Consider the following 16356-nt stretch of genomic DNA (forward strand, 5'->3'; position numbering starts at 1 on the left):
GCTGATCGCTGTTCCACGTCACAGCGCTCTCGCTCGACTCGTCTCACCCGCACGGAGGCCTCACCCATGTCGTCCCGCATCCACCACCCCGGCCTCCGGTCGAAGGTGATGTCCGCCGCGGAGGCGGCGGCGTTCATCCAGCACGGCACCACCGTGGGCATGAGCGGGTTCACGGGGTCCGGCTACCCGAAGGCCGTGCCGATGGCGCTGGCCGAGCGGGCCAAGGAGCTGCACGCGCGCGGCGAGGAGTTCCGCATCAACCTCCACACGGGGGCGTCCACCTCCGCGGAGATGGACGGTGCGCTGGCCGAGGCGGACGCCGTCGCGCTGCGCACCCCGTTCCAGTCGGACCCGACGATGCGCGCCAAGATCAACGCGGGCGCGATCGAGTACATCGACACGCACCTGTCTCACCTGGCGCAGACCGTGTGGAACGGCTTCTACGGGCCCATGACCACCGCGGTGATCGAGGTGTCCGGGATCCGCGAGGACGGCCGTCTCGTCCCCAGCTCCTCCGTGGGCAACAACAAGTCCTGGATCGACCTGGCGGATCAGGTGATCCTCGAGGTCAACTCATGGCAGAGCGAGGACCTCGAGGGCCTGCACGACGTCTACTACGGCACCGCGCTGCCCCCGCACCGCACGCCGATCATGCTCACCCACCCCGCGGACCGCATCGGTGAGACGTACCTGCGGTGCGATCCGGCCAAGGTGGTGGCCGTCGTCGAGACCCACGCCCCGGACCGCAACTCTGCCTTCAAGCCCGCCGACGCGGACTCGATCGCGATCGCCCAGCACCTCGTGGAGTTCTTCGAGCACGAGGTGGCCCAGGGCCGGTACGACGAGCGGCTGCTGCCGCTGCAGTCGGGCGTGGGCAACATCGCGAACGCGGTGATGTCCGAGCTGGTGAAGTCCCGGTTCACAGGCCTGTCCGCGTTCACCGAGGTGGTGCAGGACGGCATGCTCGACGCCCTGGACTCCGGCACCCTGGCGACCGCGTCCGCGACCGCGTTCTCCCTGTCCACCGAGGCCGCCGAACGGTTCAACGACAACGCCGCGAAGTATCGGGACAAGCTGATCCTGCGCACCCAGGAGATCTCCAACCACCCCGAGCTCGTGCGCCGCCTCGGCATCCTCGCCATGAACGGCATGCTCGAGGCCGACCTGTACGGCAACGTGAACTCCACGCACCTGATGGGCACGAAGATGATGAACGGTCTCGGCGGCTCCGGCGACTTCGCCCGCAACGCGTTCACGTCGTTCTTCCTCACCCCCTCCACGGCCAAGGGCGGGGACATCTCCTGCATCGTGCCGATGGTCTCGCACGTGGACCACACCGAGCACGACGTGCACGTGGTGGTGACGGAGCAGGGGCTGGCCGACCTGCGCGGCCTCTCCCCCAAGCAGCGCGCCCGCACGATCATCGACACGTGCGCGCACCCGGACTACAGGGAGCAGCTGCGGGACTACTTCGACCGCGCGATGCGCGAGTCGGGCGGCCTGCACACCCCGCACCTGTTGGGCGAGGCCCTGTCCTGGCACCAGCGCTTCCTCGAGACCGGGACGATGCGTCACGGCTGACGGCCCGCCGGTCCGGACACCTGCGGGACACCCGCGGGACACCTGCGGGACACCCTACAGTGGGCCGCGCCTCGCGGCAGGGTGAGATCACGCCGGCTCCGGGCACGTGCCCGGAGCCGGCCCAGGGCCGCAGGACCGGCGACGGCGTCAGCCGCGCCCGCCCTGCTCCCGCTCGGGGATTCCCGCGGCCCACAGGGCGGCCGCGATGAGGGCGGGCTGGCCGAACAGCCGCGCCAGGCGGCGACCGTCCGTGTCCAGCCCGAAGCCGTCCTTGCGCTCGGCGTACTGCCCGATGTTCCCGGGGTAGATCGCGGTGTAGAAGGCCGCCAGGGCGGTGCCGGTCAGGCGGCGCTGCCCGGGGAGCGCCAGCAGAGCGGCCCCGAGGCCGATCTCGGCCACGCCGGATCCGAGCACCACGAGGTCTGCCGGGAGCGGGACCCACGAGGGCACCTGGGCGCGGAACTCACGGCGCGCCACGGTGAGGTGGGACAGCCCCGCGGCGGTCATGAACCCGCCGAGGCCGAGGCGGGCGGCGGTCTGGGAGAGGGGGACGGACTGCCGGTGCTTCGTCATCACGCCTCCCCGAGCTCGAGGACGACGTCGATGTTGCCCCGGGTGGCGTTCGAATAGGGGCACACCTGATGCGCCTGCTCCATGAGGGCGCGGGCCTGATCCGCGGGGACATTGGGGATCACGACCTCGAGGGTGACCTCCAGGCCGAAGCCCTCACCCTGGCGGCCGATGCCCACGCGCGCGCCGACGGAGGAGTCGGTGATGTCGGCACGGGAGGCACGGGCGACCATCTGCAGGGCCGAGTGGAAGCACGCGGCGTAGCCGGCGGCGAACAGCTGCTCGGGGTTGGTGCCCTGGCCGGAGCCGCCCATTTCGGTGGGCACGGCGAGGTCGAGGTCGACCCGCCCGTCGGTGGTGCGGACATGGCCGTCGCGGCCGGCGCCGGTGCTGAGCGCCTCGGCGGTGTAGATGGTCTCCATGGGAGGTCCTTTCATCCGCCCGCCCCGTGCGGGACGAGTCGGCTCCAGCCTGCCACCCGGCTAGGTCGCGCGCAACCAAGTCGCTCCCCAGCGACCACTAGAATCGCTCCCATGGATGCCGCGCCGACCCCCAGCCTCGCCCTCGAGGACCAGCTCTGCTTCGCCCTGCACCGGGCGGCGCGCGCCGTCACGCGCGGCTACGGCCCCCTGCTCTCCCGCCTCGGCCTCACCTACCCGCAGTACCTCGTGATGCTCACCCTGTGGCAGGTGGAGAGTGACGCCTCGGCCGAGACGGAGGCGTCGACGTCGGACGCCGCCGGCGCGCTGGGGGTCGGCGCGCTGCGGGACCGGCTCGGCATGGACAACGGGACGATCACACCCCTGGTGCGGCGCCTGGCCGGCATGGGGCTCGTCACGCGGGAGCGCGACGTCCACGACGAGCGACGCGTGCTGGTCCGGCTGACGGACGAGGGGCGGGCGCTGCGGGCGTCCGCCCGGACGGTCCCGGTGGACGCCCTCACCCGGATCCCCCTCGACACCACCGAGCGCCAGGTCCTCATGGACCTGCTGAACCGGATCACCGAGGCCGCCGGGCCGCGCTGAGACGGCGGGAGCGGCCCGCGCGGAGCGCGGGTCAGCGCACCCGGTCCAGGATCGCCCGGGCGACGGCGTCCGCCTCGCGCTCGGGCAGCCAGTGGTCCGCGTCGAGCGCCACGAACCGGTACTCCCCCGCCACCTGCCCCGCCGTGAGCTCGGCGGCCCGCGGCCCCAGGGCCGCGTCCCGGGTGCCCCACACATACGTGGTGGGGACCGACACGGGCGCGCTGCTCGTGGTGGTCACCAGATCCGGGTTCGCCCGATACCAGTTCACCGGGCCGCGCAGGCTCTGCGGGGTGGAGAACCGGCGGGCGTAGTGCTCCGCCCCGGGGACCTGCCCCCGCTGCAGCAGGGAGCCCAGCCTTCGCGAGAGGATCCGTTCGGGGAGGGCCGGTGCCTGGAAGGCGGCGATGTACCAGCTGCGGCGCAGCTGGTCCGGGCCGCGCAGGGCGCGGGCCAGGGCGGCCGGGTGCGGCGTGGACAGGACCGTCAGGGACGCGACGCGCTCGGGGTGGGCGGTGGCCAGCGCCCAGGCGACGGCGCCGCCCCAGTCATGGCCGACGACGTGGACGCGCCGCGCCCCCGCCGCGTCCGCCAGCGCGACGGCGTCCCCCACGAGCGCCGGGAGGCGGTAGGCCGCCGTCGCCCGCGGCGCGGCCCCCGGGGAGTAGCCGCGCTGGTCCGGCGCGAGGGTGCGCAGCCCCGCGGCGTGCAGCAGCGGCTCGACGTGCCTCCAGGACGTGGCGTCCTGCGGGAAGCCGTGCAGCAACAGGACCGCCTCCCCCTCGGCCGGCCCGCCGTCGCGGACATCGAAGGTCAGGCCCTGATGCCGGAAGGTGGCCATGCCGCCCCCGAGTGCGCCGTCGCTCGTCACAGCCGGACGACCATCTTCCCCGTGTTGGCGCCCTCGAGCAGGTCGATGAACGCCTGGGGTGCGTTCTCCAGGCCCTCCCGGACGGTCTCGTCCCACTGGATCTTCCCGTCGGCGACCCACAGGCCCACGCGCTCGAGGAACTCGGGGCGGACCTGCGCCGCGTACTTCTGCAGGACGAAGCCGCGCAGGGTCAGCCGCTTGCCGATTGCCAGCGCGAGGTTGCGCGGGGCGGCCGGCGGCTCCGTCGAGTTGTACTGGGCGATCGCACCGCACATCGCCACGCGGCCGTCGACCCGCATCGCGGCGATGGCGGCCTCGAGGTGGTCGCCGCCCACGTTGTCGAAGTAGACGTCGATCCCCTCCGGCGCGGCCTCGGCCAGCAGGTCCGTGGGCGAGCCGTCGTGGTAGTTGAACGCGGCGTCGAAGCCCAGCTCCTTCACCCACGCCACCTTCTCGGGCGTGCCCGCCGAGCCGACCACGCGCGAGGCGCCCAGCAGGCGGGCGATCTGGCCGGCGACCGAGCCGACGGCCCCCGCGGCGCCCGAGATGAAGACGGCGTCGCCCTCCTGCATCTCGGCCACGTGCACGAGGCCGGTGTAGGCGGTCAGACCCGTCATGCCCAGCACGCCCAGGTAGGTGCCGTCCGAGAACTGGGAGGTGTCCACGGCCTGGACGGTGTCGCCGTCGAGGACGGCGTGCTCGCGCCAGCCGCGGCCGTGGAGCACGGACGTGCCCTCCGGCACGTCCGTGTGGCGCGAGGCGATCACGGTGCCCACCGCGCCGCCGTCGAGGGGGGCGTCGAGCTGGAACGGGGGCACGTAGGACTCGACATCGTTCATGCGGCCGCGCATGTACGGGTCCACGGACATCACGGTGTTGCGCACGAGGACCTGGCCCTCGGCGAGCTCGGGGAGCTCGACCTCCGTGAGACGGAAGTTCTCCGGCGTCGGGGCGCCGTGGGGGCGGGAGGCGAGGTGGATCTCGCGCGTTCGGGTGGGGGTACTCATGGTGGTCTCCTCGGGTTCGGGGCGGCGGGCTCGGTGGAGGGTCAGCGCGCGAGCAGGTCGAGGACGCGGCGGGCGGCGTCGGCGGAGGAGGCCGGGTTCTGACCGGTCACCAGGGTGCCGTCCGTGACCACGAAGCTCTCCCCGTCCGGGCCCTTGCGGTAGTCCGCTCCGGCGGCGATCAGCGCGTCCTCGACGAGGAACGGGACGACGTCCGTCAGCTGGGCGGCCTCCTCCTCGCCGTTGGTGAACCCGGTGACCTGACGGCCGCGCACGAACGGGGTGCCGTCGGCGGCGGTGATCGGGTGCAGGATCCCGGGCGCGTGGCAGACGAGGCCGAGCGGGCGCCCGGCCGCGTCGCTGTCGAGGATGATCCGCGTGGAGTCGGCGTCGGACACCAGGTCCCACAGCGGGCCGTGACCGCCCGGGTAGAAGACGGCGTCGAACCCGTCCACGTCCACCTGGGCCAGGGGCGTGGTGTGGGCCAGGGCGGCCTTGGCCTCCTCGTCCTGGTCGAACCGGCGGGTGGCGTCGGTCTGCATCTCCGGCTGCGAGCTCGTCGGGTCGATGGGCGGCTGGCCGCCGCGGGGCGAGGCCAGGGTGACCTCGTGGCCGGCGTCCGTGAAGACGTAGTAGGGCGAGGCGAACTCCTCGAGCCAGAACCCGGTCTTGCGGCCGGTGTCTCCCAGCTGGTCGTGCGAAGTGAGGATCATCAGGATGCGGGACATGTCTGGGGCCCTTTCGTCGGTGGGGACTGAACTCTCATGGTCGTACACAACCGAATCTCGGGCAAGGGTGACGGTGCCCGGGTCGTCAGCGCTCCGTCACCCGCCCGTCCTGGACCTGCCAGCGACGGTCGGTGCGGACGGTGTCCAGCATGCGGCGGTCGTGGGTGACGAGCAGCAGGGCGCCCTCATAGGTCTCCAGGGCCTGTTCGAGCTGCTCGATGGCCTCCAGGTCCAGGTGGTTGGTGGGCTCGTCGAGCACCAGGACGTTCACCCCGCGGGCCTGGAGCAGGGCCAGGGATGCCCGGGTGCGCTCGCCGGGCGAGAGCTCGTCCACGGGGCGGTTCACGTGGTCGGCCTTGAGGCCGAACTTGGCCAGCAGGGTGCGCACCTCCCCGGAGGCCATCTCGGGCACGAGCGCCTCGACGGCCGCGGCGAGCGGGACGGTCCCGGCCAGCAGCGAGCGCGCCTGGTCGATCTCCCCGATCTGCACGCTGGAACCCAGGGCGGCCGTGCCCTCGTCCGGGGCCTGGCGGCCCAGCAGCCCGCGCAGCAGGGTGGACTTGCCGGCCCCGTTGGGCCCGGTGATGCCGATCCGCTCCCCCGCGTTCACCTGGAGGGACACCGGGCCGAGCGTGAAGCCTCCCTGCCGGAAGACGGCGTCGTTGAGGGTGGCGACCACCGAGCTGGAGCGCGGCGCCGCACCGATGGTGAACTCCAGCCTCCACTCCTTGCGCGGCTCCTCCACCTCCTCCAGGCGCGCGATGCGGCTCTCCATCTGCCGGACCTTCTGGGCCTGCTTCTCGCTCGACTCACTGTTGGCCCTGCGGCGCAGCTTGTCGTTGTCCGGGGACTTCTTCATCGCGTTGCGCACGCCCTGGCTGGACCACTCCCGCTGGATGCGGGCGCGGGAGACGAGGTCCTGCTTCTGCTCGGCGAACTCCTCGTACTTCTCCCGGGCCTGGCGGCGCAGGGTGGCCCGCTCCTCGAGGTAGGCCTCGTAGCCGCCGCCGTAGACGCGGTTGGTGCGCTGGGCGAGGTCGAGCTCCAGGACGCGGGTGACGCAGCGGGCCAGGAACTCGCGGTCGTGGCTCACCAGCACGACGCCGCCGCGCAGCTCCTGCACGAAGGCCTCCAGGCGGGTCAGACCGTCGAGGTCCAGGTCGTTGGTGGGCTCGTCCAGGAGCACGACGTCGAAGCGGGAGAGCAACAGCGCGGCGAGGCCGACGCGGGCGGCCTGCCCACCGGAGAGGGAGGTCATGAGGACCTGTTCCGGGGAGGCGGAGAGGTCGAGGCCGAGGTCGGCCAGGACGGCGGGGATGCGCTCCTCCAGGTCCGCGGCGCCGGAGGCCAGCCAGCGGGTGAGGGCGGTGTTGTAGCGGTCTGCGGCGGCGTCCGTGACGTCCGGGTCCGCCAGGCCCGAAGCGGAGGCGTCCATCTCTCGAGTGGCCTCGGCGCAGCCGGTGCGGCGGGCGATGTACCCGGCGACCGTCTCCCCCGGCACCCGCTCGCGCTCCTGCGGCAGCCAGCCCACGAACGCGTCGGCCGGGGCCAGGCTGACCGTGCCGGCCTGCGGCGCGAGGTCCCCGCCGAGGATGCGCAGCAGGGTGGACTTGCCCGCGCCGTTGGCCCCCACGACGCCGACGACGTCCCCGGGCGCGACCGTGAGGTCCAGATCCTCGAAGAGCGTGCGGTGACCGTGGCCGCCGGCGAGGCCGGAGGCGACAAGGGTGGCGGTCATGGTGCTCCTGACGGAAGTGCGGCGGGCGTCAGGCCATTCTGCCGCGACTGAGCTCCACGAGCTTCCCGGCCCGGGCGCGCGTCGCCTCCTCTCCCGCCGCGATGGCGACGCCGGAGCTGCGGAAGTCCGCGACCGTCATCCCCTCGATCGGCGGGCTGATGAGCACGTCCGGCCGGTAGAGCGAGAGCCGGACGGTGGTGAGCTGGGCCTGCATGACGTCGATCGCCCGCATGGCCTGGCGCAGCGACGTGGCGGGCGAACGGCGGGTGCGGGTGCGCGCCCCGGGCTCCGGCCGCTCCAGGGGCTCGAGCGTGGTGGCATCGACGGCGATCACCCGCTGCGCGCCCAGGAAGCGCACCCCATCCACCGGGATCTGGTTGAGGATGCCGCCGTCCACCAGCACGGAGTCCCCCACGGTCACCGGCTCCAGCGCGCCGGGGTAGGCGGTGGTCGCCTGGATCGCGGTGATGAGGTCCCCGGTGTGCAGGTAGCGGGTCTGGCCCTCGACGACGTCGGCCGCGGTGAGCACCAGGGGAATCTGCAGCTCCTCGAAGGTGTCCGGGAGCAGCTCGCGGAGCCAGGCCCGCAGCCTCTCGCTGGAGAGGATGCCGCCGGTCAGGCCCCAGTTGATGAGCCGCGGCCAGTCCACGCTCCGCTCGATCTTCTCGAGCGAGGCGGCGTCATGACCGGCGGCTATGAGCGCGCCGACGAGGCCGCCCATGCTCGTTCCCGCGAGCACGTCCGGGCGGATGTCGAGCTCCTCGAGCACCCGCCAGACCCCGATGTGGCACAGCCCGCGCGCTCCTCCGCCGCCCAGGGCGAGGCCCAGCCGACCCGTGGGCCGTTCGTCATGCATCATGGGCCCAGTGTGCCACGGACATGACCGTGAAGGGAGCGATGCCGGTCAGTCCGTCTCCGGCAGGCCGGCGGCCCACAGGGAGGCGGCAGACGAGGGCGCGGAACGCCTGCATCGGTCCCTCACCGCCCTGACGACCACCGGGTTCCTGGGCGGCGTCGAGATCACGATCGGCCTGCTCGCGTACCTGCTCACGCTCCACGAGACGGGCAGCCACCTGCTGGCCGGACTCGCGTTCTCCATCGGCCTGGTCAGCCTGTTCCTCGCCCACTCCGAGCTCTTCACGGAGGGGTTCTACTACCCGATCACCGCGATCGCCGCCGGCCGGGGCACGTGGATGGAGCTGCTGCGTCTGTGGGCGGTGACCCTCGTGATGAACCTCCTCGGCGGCACCGTGATGATCGCCCTCGTGGTGGCGGGGTTCCCCGACCTGCACGGCACCCTGGCCGAGAGCGCCCACCACTTCCTGGACATCGGCTTCAGCTGGCAGGGCGCCGCCCTGGCGGTCCTGGCCGGGGTGGCGATCACCCTCGTGACGCGGATGCAGGCCGGGACGGACAGCCCGACGGCGATGATCGTCGCGTCCGTCGCCGGAGCCGTCGTCCTCGCCGGCGGTTCGCTCTTCCATTCGGTGATGGACTCGATCCTCATCATCGGAGCCATCCCGTCCGGAGCGCACGGCGTGGGCTGGCTCGAGTGGCTCAGCTGGGTGTGGTGGGTGATCCCCCTGAACATCCTCGGCGGGTTGGCGCTGACGACGGCGCCGCGCCTGCTGCGTTCCAAGGAGATGCGGGAAGAGAAGGGGCGGTGAGGGCAAGGTCCGAATGGCAGGGGTCAGACGGCGTCACGCGTCCCGTCGGCGGCGGGCTCGGGCAGCTCCTCGGTCATCCGGGAGGAGTTGGGGAAGACGAAGCGGTAGCTGAGACCGGCGACCGCGGCGCCCAACAACGGGGCCACGAAGAACAGCCAGACCTGGCCGAGGGCGTCCCCGCCTGCGAACAGGGCCACGCCGAAGGAGCGAGCGGGGTTCACGGAGGTGTTCGACACGGGGATGGAGATCAGGGGGATCAGCGTGAGGGTCAGGCCGATGGCCAGCGGCGCGAAGCCGGACGGAGCACGGCGGTCCGTGGCGCCGAGGATGATGTAGAGGAACACGGCGGTCAGCAGCGCCTCGGTCAGGAACACCGCGCCCATCGAGTAGCCGGCGGGCGAGAGTTCGCCGTAGCCGTTGGTGGCCAGGCCGTTCTCCGCAAGCGAGTAGCCCGGACGACCGGAGGCGATCGCCAGCAGCACGCCGCCGGCCGCCACGCCGCCCACGAGCTGGGCGATCCAGTACGGCACAGTGAGCTTCCACGGCAGACGACCCGCGAGCGCCGCACCCAGGGTGACTGCCGGGTTGAAGTGACCGCCGGAGACGTGACCCACGGCATAGGCCATGGCCACCACGGTCAGGCGAAGGCGAGGGCGACGCCGAGGAAGCCGATGCCCATGTTGACGCCTGTGGCGTCGTCGATCACGGATGCGGAGAACACGGCAGCGCCGTCCGTGGGACCGTCCCGCCGTTGCCTGGGCGCACCGTCTCGTCCCGCGTCCACCCTCCTGACCGCGCCGCCACGATCACGCCCGCAGACCAGGCAGCGGCCCTCATCCGGGACGGGGACGCCGCCGGGCACCGCTCGTCCGGCCGGGGGCCGGGCCTCAGCCCGCCGGCTGATCCACCCCCGCGGCGGGACGCCCGTCCTCCAGGTAGACGCAGTGCGCGGCGTCCCAGGCGGCGTCGACGCGGCGGGCGATCGCCGGGCGCAGGAGCTTCCGGGCCTCCTGGCACGTCACGAAGCGATGCTCGGAGGCCTCGTCCTCCTGCAGGCGGATGGCGGCGACGTCCGCGGCAGTGAGCGGGTGGACGGCGCGGAAGAGGAAGCGCAGGCCGATCCGGCCGTCGGCCTTGCTGGGCCGCGTGTCGACGGCGACGAGCCGCCCGGCGGTCACCTCCAGCTTATGTCCCGCGCGGCGGGCGCGCACCGTGCGGACGGCCAGGATCAGCCAGGCGAGCACGGCCAGCGCGGCGAACACCGCGGGCAGCACGTGCCCCAGGAGCACGGAGGAGGCGACGGCGGCGAGGAACGCGGCCAGGTTGAGGACGACGTCGTACATCGGCGCGATGAACCGCCGGTTCACCACGTGGAGCCCGGCGATCGCCACGCCGCACGCGAACGTCACCGAGAGCAGGAGGTTGACCACCGGGGGAGGGTATCAGCGGCGGTCGAGGCGGACGGCCTCGAGCATGCGGCGGTCGTGGGTGACCAGCAGCAGGGCGCCGTCCTAGGCCTCGAGGGCCTGCTCCGGGCGTTCGAGGCCTGCAGACGGGCGTCAGCCTTGCCGGGCATAGGCGTGCTCGCGTTGCGTCACTGACCCTTTGCGTCATGGCCGCGAGGCTTTGTCCGCGAGAGGCGGGCATCCCCTCGCTACGCTGAGGCCATGGCGACGGTTCTCCTCGTGCGGCACGGCCGCACCACGGCCAATGCGACGGGACTGCTGGCAGGCCGCACCCCCGGGGTCAGCCTGGACGATCACGGACGGGAGCAGGCGGCCCGCACCGCGGACCGGATCGCGGCCGTGCCCGTGGCCGCGGTGGTGGCCAGTCCCCTGGAGCGGTGCGCGCAGACGGCCCGCGCCCTCCTCGATCGCCAGCCGGGGACGGTGCCCTCGCTGGTCGACGACGACCTCACCGAGTGCGACTACGGCCAGTGGCAGGGGCGCGCGCTCAGCGACCTGGCCACCGAGTCCCTGTGGGCGACGGTGCAGACCCAGCCGTCCGCCGTCGTCTTCCCCGGTGGGGAGTCCATGGCGGGCATGCAGGCCCGCGCGGTGGCGGCGATCCGCCGGCACGACGCCGCGGTCGAGGCCGAGCACGGGCCCGGGGCGGTGTGGGTGGCGGTGAGCCACGGGGACGTCATCAAGTCGATCCTGGCCGACGCGCTCGGCACGCACCTGGATCTGTTCCAGCGGATCGAGGTGGGGCCCGCCTCCGTGTCCATCGTGAGCTACGGTCCGGCCCGCCCGCGGGTCTGGGCGATGAACACCGACGCCGGGGACCTGTCCTGGCTGGCGACCCTCGGCCCGTCCGACGACGCCCCGGTGGGCGGCGGCGCAGGCACGGGCACCGGTGCGGTGGACGAGCGGACGCCTAGGATCGTGGCATGACTGATGCACCTGCCCCCGCCCATGAGTTCGACTGGCCGGATCGGGTCGTGATCGGGACGCTCGGGCGTCCCGGCGCCCGCACGTTCTACCTGCAGGTGCGCACCGGGCCCCGGCTGGTGAGCCTGGCGCTGGAGAAGCAGCAGTCGGCCCTGATGGCGGAGATGATCGACGAGATCCTCGACGATCTCATGGCGCTGGAGGGCAACCCGCACAGCGTCCCGGCCAGCACGCCCGTGGAACTCGTGGACAACGATCCGCTGGACCCGGTGCAGGAGTGGTTCCGGGTGGGGGGCATCGGCCTGGGCTGGGACCCCACCACCGCGCAGGTGCTCATCGACGCGCACCCCCTCTCCGACGACGACGCCGACCCGGCGCTCGAGGCGGACGCCGAGGCCGTGCGCGTGCGCATGCCCGTCGGCGCGGCCCGGGCGTTCGCCCGGCGCACCCGGGAGGTCGTGGACGCCGGGCGTCCGTTCTGCTCGGACTGCGGCCAGCCCATCGACCCCGACGGCCACGACTGCACCCTCCCCGACTCCTGATGAGCGCCGCGGACGTGCCCGCCGGCGAGCTGGTGGCCGGGGAGCTGACGCTCACCGGCCGCATCACGACGGCGTCCAACGCCACGTTCCTCGGCGCGATCGGTGACACCCCGGTGGTCTACAAGCCGGTGGCCGGCGAGGCCCCGCTGTGGGACTTCCCCGCGGGCACCCTGGCCCGCCGGGAGGTGGCCGCGTCCCTGGTGTCCGAGGCGCTGGGGTGGGACATTGTGCCGCGCACCTGGCTGCGCGACGGCCCGTTCGGCGAGGGCATGGTGCAGCTCTGGCAGGAGCAGGATCCTGAGCAGGACGCCGTGGACCTGTTCCCGGCGGGCCAGGTGCCGGCCTCGGGGTGGCTCACTATCCTGGAGGGCGAGGACGCGGACGGGAATCGGCTGGTCCTGGCCCACGAGGACTCGGCGGCGCTGCGCCGCATGGCGGTCTTCGACGTGATCGTCAACAACGCCGACCGCAAGGGCGCCCACATCCTCGCCATGCCCGGTGGTCACCGCCACGGCGTCGACCACGGGCTCACGTTCCATGTGGCGGACAAGCTGCGGACCGTGCTGTGGGGATGGCTCGGTGAGGAGCTGAGCGAGGAGGAGCGCGACGGCGTGGGGCGCGTTCTCGACGGGCTCGACGGTGAGCTGGGGCGGGGGCTGGCGGAGCTGCTCAGTGCCGAGGAAGTCCAAGCCCTCGCCGAGCGTTCCGCCGGCTTGCTCGACGACGGGCGTTTCCCGGCCCCGAGCGGGCTGACGCCGGCCGTGCCTTGGCCGCTCTTCTGACGGGCCTGAGGCGTCAGCGCGTCCGCAGGGACAGCGGGCGCACTCAGTCCACGAGCCCCGCCGCGGCACCGGCCGCACGGTAGTCCGCGGCGAGCGAGTCCAGGGTGGCGTGAGCGTTGAGCCCGCTGGGGTTCGGCGCCACGAACAGCCGCGTGCCCGGCCACGGCGTCTGCTGCTCCCCCAGCACCGCCTTCGGGCGTCCGAACGCCTGCCGGTAGGCCGTCACCCCCAACACGGCGACGACGGCCGGCGCATGCGCTGCCACAAGCGCGTCCAGGCGGGCGGGGGCGGCAGCGAGATCCTCCGCGGTGAGCTCGTCGGCGCGGGCGGTGGCACGCGGGACGAGGTTGGAGATCCCGATGCCGCGGGCGTGCAGCTCGGCGAGGTCCTCGGCCTTGTAGCCGTCGGAGGCGTCGATCAGGTGCCGGGTGAGCCCGGCGCGGTGCAGGGCCGGGTAGAAGCGGTTGCCGCGGCGGGCGAAGTGCGCACCGGTGGCGGCGGTCCACAGGCCGGGGTTGATGCCGATGAACAGCAGCCGCAGCGGGTCCGGCAGCAGGTCGGGGACGGTGCGGTCGCGGAACTGCTGGAGTTCGGCCTGGGTGAAGCGCATGTCAGTAGTGATACCTCGCCTGGAGGATGATCAGGTCCTCGCCGTCGACGAGGTAGACGAGCCTGTGCTCCTCCGTGATCCGCCGGGACCATGCCCCGGCCGCGCCGTACTTCAGCTGCTCGGGCTTGCCGATCCCCTCGAAGGGATCACGCAGGGCGGCGTCGATGAGGGTGTTGACCCGTGTGAGGACCTTGCGGTCCGTGGTCTGCCAGTGCGTGTAGTCCTCCCAGGCGGAGCGGTCCCACACGAGGCGCACTCAGGCGTCCCCGTCCAGGCGATCCAGGGCGTGCTCCTCAACGCTCCCTGCGCGGGCGCGCTCGTAGGCGTCCAGCAGCCGTCGGGCGTTGGCCGGGGAGCGGAACAGGTAGGCGGTCTCCTGCCAGGCGGCGTACTCGTCCGCGGGCATGAGAACGGCGTTGCCCTTGCGGGAGACGATCTCGACGGCGTCGCGGTCCGCATTCACTCGCTCGATGAGCGGGAACAGGGTCTTGCGGGCTTCACTGGCACTGATGGACATGCGGGCCTCCTCCGGCGCGATATGGTACCTGCTTATGGTACCAGTCGGTGAGGTGGAGCTCAGGAGGCACCCTGCGGGATGCAGAACTCCTTGCCCTCGTGGTCCGTGGGCGCGGCCTGATAAAAATCCTCGCGACGGCGGTACATGAGGGCCGGGACGAGGCCTTATACGCGCGTCTTCACCATCTGGGCGTCCGGCATTCGGCAGGAGGCCCTCGTACAGCCGGGCGCGCTCACTAGAGAGCACACACTCGAGCCAGGGTTGTTCGCGCCCGGCTCTGCAACCTCCGAACCGAGCAACTCGAGGCATCACCCGGCCTTTGCGTGGGGGTGGAGTGAATCTTGGGTGGCACAGGAGAGGCGGAGGGGCATGGTGGGGGCCCCTCGTGTAATCAGGCGTGGTAGCCGGCAGCGTCTGCAGGCGGGCATCAACACCGCCACGCTACGGGGGCCTCAGGGCTCCGGAGGGTCGACGTTGCCGCCCCTCGACCCATTGACGGCGACACAGCCGGTGCGGTAGCCGAAGTGCGGGGCGGCAGCCTCATCGGCAACGCGCTCGGACCATTGGTGCGACCACCCGCCGAACATATCGATTACGGCCAAGCTGACCTCGCCCACCTGCGAGGCGGGCGCCCACCGAGGAGGCCCCGTGGCGCGGCCTTACCTGCGCCATTAGCCCCGGCCACGCCGAGGACGTCCCCCGGCCCTTCGTAGTGGAGTCCTGTTGCGGCGCTCGCCCTGCGCGACGCACCGTCTCGGCGACCGAGGCACTTCCGGCGCCGGGGAGGCTCGACGAACACCGACGGATATTGCCGCCCACCTAGATGTTGTGGGTCATGAGGTTCTTGACACGAGGCACGGGCTGAGATGAGACGAGCGGGCTCCGCCCCGCAGGATGGGAATTGCGACATCCACTCATCCGCGGAAGGAAGCCCGCTCGTGACTCACGCTAACGCACCTCTGACCCCCACCGGCCGGCTGCGCATGGTCCACCGCCACCTGAACGACGGGATCCCGCAGTCCCACGTGGCCGCGGAGTTCCGCGTCAGTCGGCCCACGGTGGCCACCTGGGTCGCCCGCTACCGTGCCGAAGGCGAGGCAGGACTGCAAGACCGCTCGAGCCGGCCCCATCGCTCACCTGCCCGGCTCGACCCCGCGATCGTGGCCGAGCTGGAGGCCCTGCGCCGGGCCGAGAAGTGGTCCGCCCGGCGCATCCATCACCATCTGGTCGGCGAGGGCCACCAGGTGTGTCTTCGCACCGTGGGGCGATGGCTGCACCGGGCCGGGATCTCCCGCCTACGGGACCTGACCCCAGCCGGAGAAGACCTCCGCCGGCAGCCGGCCCGGAGGATCACCGCGAGGGGGCCAGGGCACATGGTGCACCTGGACGTGAAGAAGATCGGACGCATCCCTGAAGGGGGAGGCTGGCGCGCCCACGGAAGAGACAGTGAGGCAGGGCGTGCTTCCAAGCGGGGGTCTGGCCAGCGGGTCGGCTACACCTACCTGCACTCGGCGATCGACGGGTTCACCCGCCTGGCGTACACGGAGGCGCTGGAGGATGAGCGGGCGGTGACCACGATCGGGTTCTACTGCCGGGCCCGCGCGTTCTTCGCCGCTCACGGCATCACCGTGGACCGGGTGGTCACGGACAACGGGAACAACTACCGGGCCGTGGACTTCACCCGGAAGGTGGTCTCTCTCGGGGGCCGGCATCACCGGATCCGCCCCTACACCCCGCGCCATAACGGGAAGGTCGAGCGGTACAACCGGCTGATGGTCGACGAGGTCCTCTACGCCCGCCCGTACTCCTCAGAGCGGGCTCGGCGTGAGGCCCTGCAGGTGTGGGTGAATCACTACAACTACCATCGGCCGCATACCTCCTGCGGAGAGGCTCCTCCGGCCTCGTTGGCCCCGGTGCGTGTCAACAACGTCATGCCCTCCTACACCTAGATCGCCACGGCCTCACACATTACGTGATGATAAGTCGAAGGGGGGTTGCATCCTATAGAAGAAACAAGGCTACGATTAATAGTGATCAATTTTCGCGCCACTCATCCGCCATCAGTTCGCGCTTGCGACCGCGCAGGACGGGCCACTCATGGCCCTTGATTGGTCTTCTCATACATACTAAGTATTACAGGCAAGTCGCGCCCAAAATGTGATCGTTCTCAACGATCCCACCCTCATGTACGACTAGGGCATGTCTGACAATCGTTTTGACCATGCGAGCACAGCATTCAGGACCACAGCGGCCCTGTAGATGATCGCGTACTTGTCATACCGGGTCGCCAGACCCCGCCACTGCTTCAGGTGAGCGTACTGACGCTCGATGACG

20 protein-coding genes and 2 pseudogenes are annotated in these 16356 nt (G+C 71.8%); 7 read left to right on the forward strand and 15 right to left on the reverse strand.

Annotated elements, in window-relative coordinates:
* Window positions 1-66: 66 nt before the first annotated feature.
* Window positions 67-1581, forward strand: coding sequence for an acetyl-CoA hydrolase/transferase family protein (locus tag ACZ1IK_RS06760; RefSeq protein WP_115166026.1), 1515 nt, complete (start codon window positions 67-69; stop codon window positions 1579-1581).
* A gap of 147 nt (window positions 1582-1728) precedes the next feature.
* Here the strand turns inward: ACZ1IK_RS06760 and ACZ1IK_RS06765 are convergent, their stop codons facing one another.
* A complete protein-coding gene (locus ACZ1IK_RS06765; protein WP_069941691.1) occupies window positions 1729-2154 on the reverse strand; it encodes a DoxX family protein in 426 nt (141 codons plus the stop codon).
* Entirely contained in the window at window positions 2154-2573 is a 420-nt protein-coding gene (locus tag ACZ1IK_RS06770) for an organic hydroperoxide resistance protein (protein ID WP_063190262.1), read from the reverse strand. Before ACZ1IK_RS06770 ends, ACZ1IK_RS06765 begins: the two co-directional genes overlap by 1 nt.
* Before the next feature lie 111 nt (window positions 2574-2684).
* Between ACZ1IK_RS06770 and ACZ1IK_RS06775 the strand changes: the two genes are divergently transcribed.
* Window positions 2685-3176, forward strand: a complete 492-nt coding sequence (locus tag ACZ1IK_RS06775) for a MarR family winged helix-turn-helix transcriptional regulator (protein ID WP_036382885.1) — start codon at window positions 2685-2687, stop codon at window positions 3174-3176.
* 31 nt (window positions 3177-3207) lie between these two features.
* Here ACZ1IK_RS06775 and ACZ1IK_RS06780 read toward each other — a convergent pair whose 3' ends face one another.
* The 5 genes from ACZ1IK_RS06780 to ACZ1IK_RS06800 form a co-directional block, all read right to left on the reverse strand.
* Window positions 3208-4014 carry an alpha/beta fold hydrolase gene (locus ACZ1IK_RS06780; protein WP_354403229.1) on the reverse strand — a complete coding sequence of 269 codons (807 nt, stop codon included), beginning with the start codon at window positions 4012-4014 and terminating at the stop codon, window positions 3208-3210.
* A 26-nt stretch (window positions 4015-4040) separates the two neighbouring features.
* Window positions 4041-5051 (reverse strand): NADP-dependent oxidoreductase, encoded by a 1011-nt coding sequence (locus ACZ1IK_RS06785; protein ID WP_465098414.1) that lies wholly within the window; start codon window positions 5049-5051, stop codon window positions 4041-4043.
* A 41-nt stretch (window positions 5052-5092) separates the two neighbouring features.
* On the reverse strand, window positions 5093-5776 hold the full coding sequence (locus tag ACZ1IK_RS06790; protein WP_134377051.1) for a type 1 glutamine amidotransferase domain-containing protein: 684 nt from the start codon (window positions 5774-5776) through the stop codon (window positions 5093-5095).
* Window positions 5777-5861: 85 nt separating this feature from the next.
* Entirely contained in the window at window positions 5862-7514 is a 1653-nt protein-coding gene (gene abc-f / locus ACZ1IK_RS06795) for a ribosomal protection-like ABC-F family protein (protein ID WP_036316399.1), read from the reverse strand.
* A 28-nt stretch (window positions 7515-7542) separates the two neighbouring features.
* Entirely contained in the window at window positions 7543-8373 is an 831-nt protein-coding gene (locus ACZ1IK_RS06800; protein ID WP_252411556.1) for a patatin-like phospholipase family protein, read from the reverse strand.
* 7 nt (window positions 8374-8380) lie between these two features.
* Between ACZ1IK_RS06800 and ACZ1IK_RS06805 the strand changes: the two genes are divergently transcribed.
* Window positions 8381-9181 (forward strand): formate/nitrite transporter family protein, encoded by an 801-nt coding sequence (locus ACZ1IK_RS06805; RefSeq protein ID WP_073117467.1) that lies wholly within the window; start codon window positions 8381-8383, stop codon window positions 9179-9181.
* A 23-nt stretch (window positions 9182-9204) separates the two neighbouring features.
* On the opposite strand, the gene aqpZ is transcribed toward ACZ1IK_RS06805, so the two are convergent.
* From aqpZ to ACZ1IK_RS06825, 4 genes and pseudogenes are all read right to left on the reverse strand, one after another.
* A complete protein-coding gene (gene aqpZ / locus ACZ1IK_RS06810; RefSeq protein WP_309446268.1) occupies window positions 9205-9807 on the reverse strand; it encodes an aquaporin Z in 603 nt (200 codons plus the stop codon).
* Between the two features lie 11 nt (window positions 9808-9818).
* Complete coding sequence (locus ACZ1IK_RS06815; RefSeq protein ID WP_306274576.1) at window positions 9819-9965, reverse strand: hypothetical protein; 147 nt, start codon at window positions 9963-9965, stop codon at window positions 9819-9821.
* A 103-nt stretch (window positions 9966-10068) separates the two neighbouring features.
* Window positions 10069-10611, reverse strand: a complete 543-nt coding sequence (locus tag ACZ1IK_RS06820; RefSeq protein ID WP_206495966.1) for an NUDIX hydrolase — start codon at window positions 10609-10611, stop codon at window positions 10069-10071.
* Window positions 10612-10623: 12 nt separating this feature from the next.
* Window positions 10624-10725 (reverse strand): annotated as a pseudogene (locus ACZ1IK_RS06825) (ATP-binding cassette domain-containing protein); the annotation flags it as partial.
* Window positions 10726-10848: 123 nt separating this feature from the next.
* On the opposite strand from ACZ1IK_RS06825, the gene ACZ1IK_RS06830 reads away from it, so the two are divergent.
* Genes ACZ1IK_RS06830 through ACZ1IK_RS06840 form a run of 3 tightly spaced genes read left to right on the forward strand, consistent with a single transcriptional unit; the run spans window position 10849 to window position 12895 of the window.
* On the forward strand, window positions 10849-11574 hold the full coding sequence (locus tag ACZ1IK_RS06830) for a histidine phosphatase family protein (RefSeq protein ID WP_178329127.1): 726 nt from the start codon (window positions 10849-10851) through the stop codon (window positions 11572-11574).
* A complete protein-coding gene (locus ACZ1IK_RS06835; RefSeq protein WP_036316394.1) occupies window positions 11571-12113 on the forward strand; it encodes a DUF3090 domain-containing protein in 543 nt (180 codons plus the stop codon). The genes ACZ1IK_RS06830 and ACZ1IK_RS06835 overlap by 4 nt, the downstream gene beginning before the upstream one ends.
* A complete protein-coding gene (locus tag ACZ1IK_RS06840; RefSeq protein WP_036316393.1) occupies window positions 12113-12895 on the forward strand; it encodes an SCO1664 family protein in 783 nt (260 codons plus the stop codon). Before ACZ1IK_RS06835 ends, ACZ1IK_RS06840 begins: the two co-directional genes overlap by 1 nt.
* Window positions 12896-12938: 43 nt before the next feature.
* Here the strand turns inward: ACZ1IK_RS06840 and ACZ1IK_RS06845 are convergent, their stop codons facing one another.
* Genes ACZ1IK_RS06845 through ACZ1IK_RS06855 form a run of 3 tightly spaced genes read right to left on the reverse strand, consistent with a single transcriptional unit; the run spans window position 12939 to window position 14022 of the window.
* A complete protein-coding gene (locus ACZ1IK_RS06845; RefSeq protein ID WP_036316392.1) occupies window positions 12939-13505 on the reverse strand; it encodes a mismatch-specific DNA-glycosylase in 567 nt (188 codons plus the stop codon).
* Window position 13506: 1 nt separating this feature from the next.
* Entirely contained in the window at window positions 13507-13761 is a 255-nt protein-coding gene (locus tag ACZ1IK_RS06850; protein WP_036316391.1) for a Txe/YoeB family addiction module toxin, read from the reverse strand.
* On the reverse strand, window positions 13762-14022 hold the full coding sequence (locus tag ACZ1IK_RS06855) for a type II toxin-antitoxin system Phd/YefM family antitoxin (protein ID WP_002855277.1): 261 nt from the start codon (window positions 14020-14022) through the stop codon (window positions 13762-13764).
* 938 nt (window positions 14023-14960) lie between these two features.
* On the opposite strand from ACZ1IK_RS06855, the gene ACZ1IK_RS06860 reads away from it, so the two are divergent.
* The gene (locus tag ACZ1IK_RS06860; protein ID WP_144786657.1) at window positions 14961-15971 is read left to right on the forward strand and encodes an IS481 family transposase; all 1011 of its coding nucleotides are present in this window, start codon (window positions 14961-14963) and stop codon (window positions 15969-15971) included.
* Between the two features lie 243 nt (window positions 15972-16214).
* Here the strand turns inward: ACZ1IK_RS06860 and ACZ1IK_RS06865 are convergent.
* Window positions 16215-16356: pseudogene (locus ACZ1IK_RS06865) on the reverse strand (IS5/IS1182 family transposase); the annotation flags it as partial.

It is taken from the genome of Micrococcus sp. CS26 (assembly GCF_055522295.1).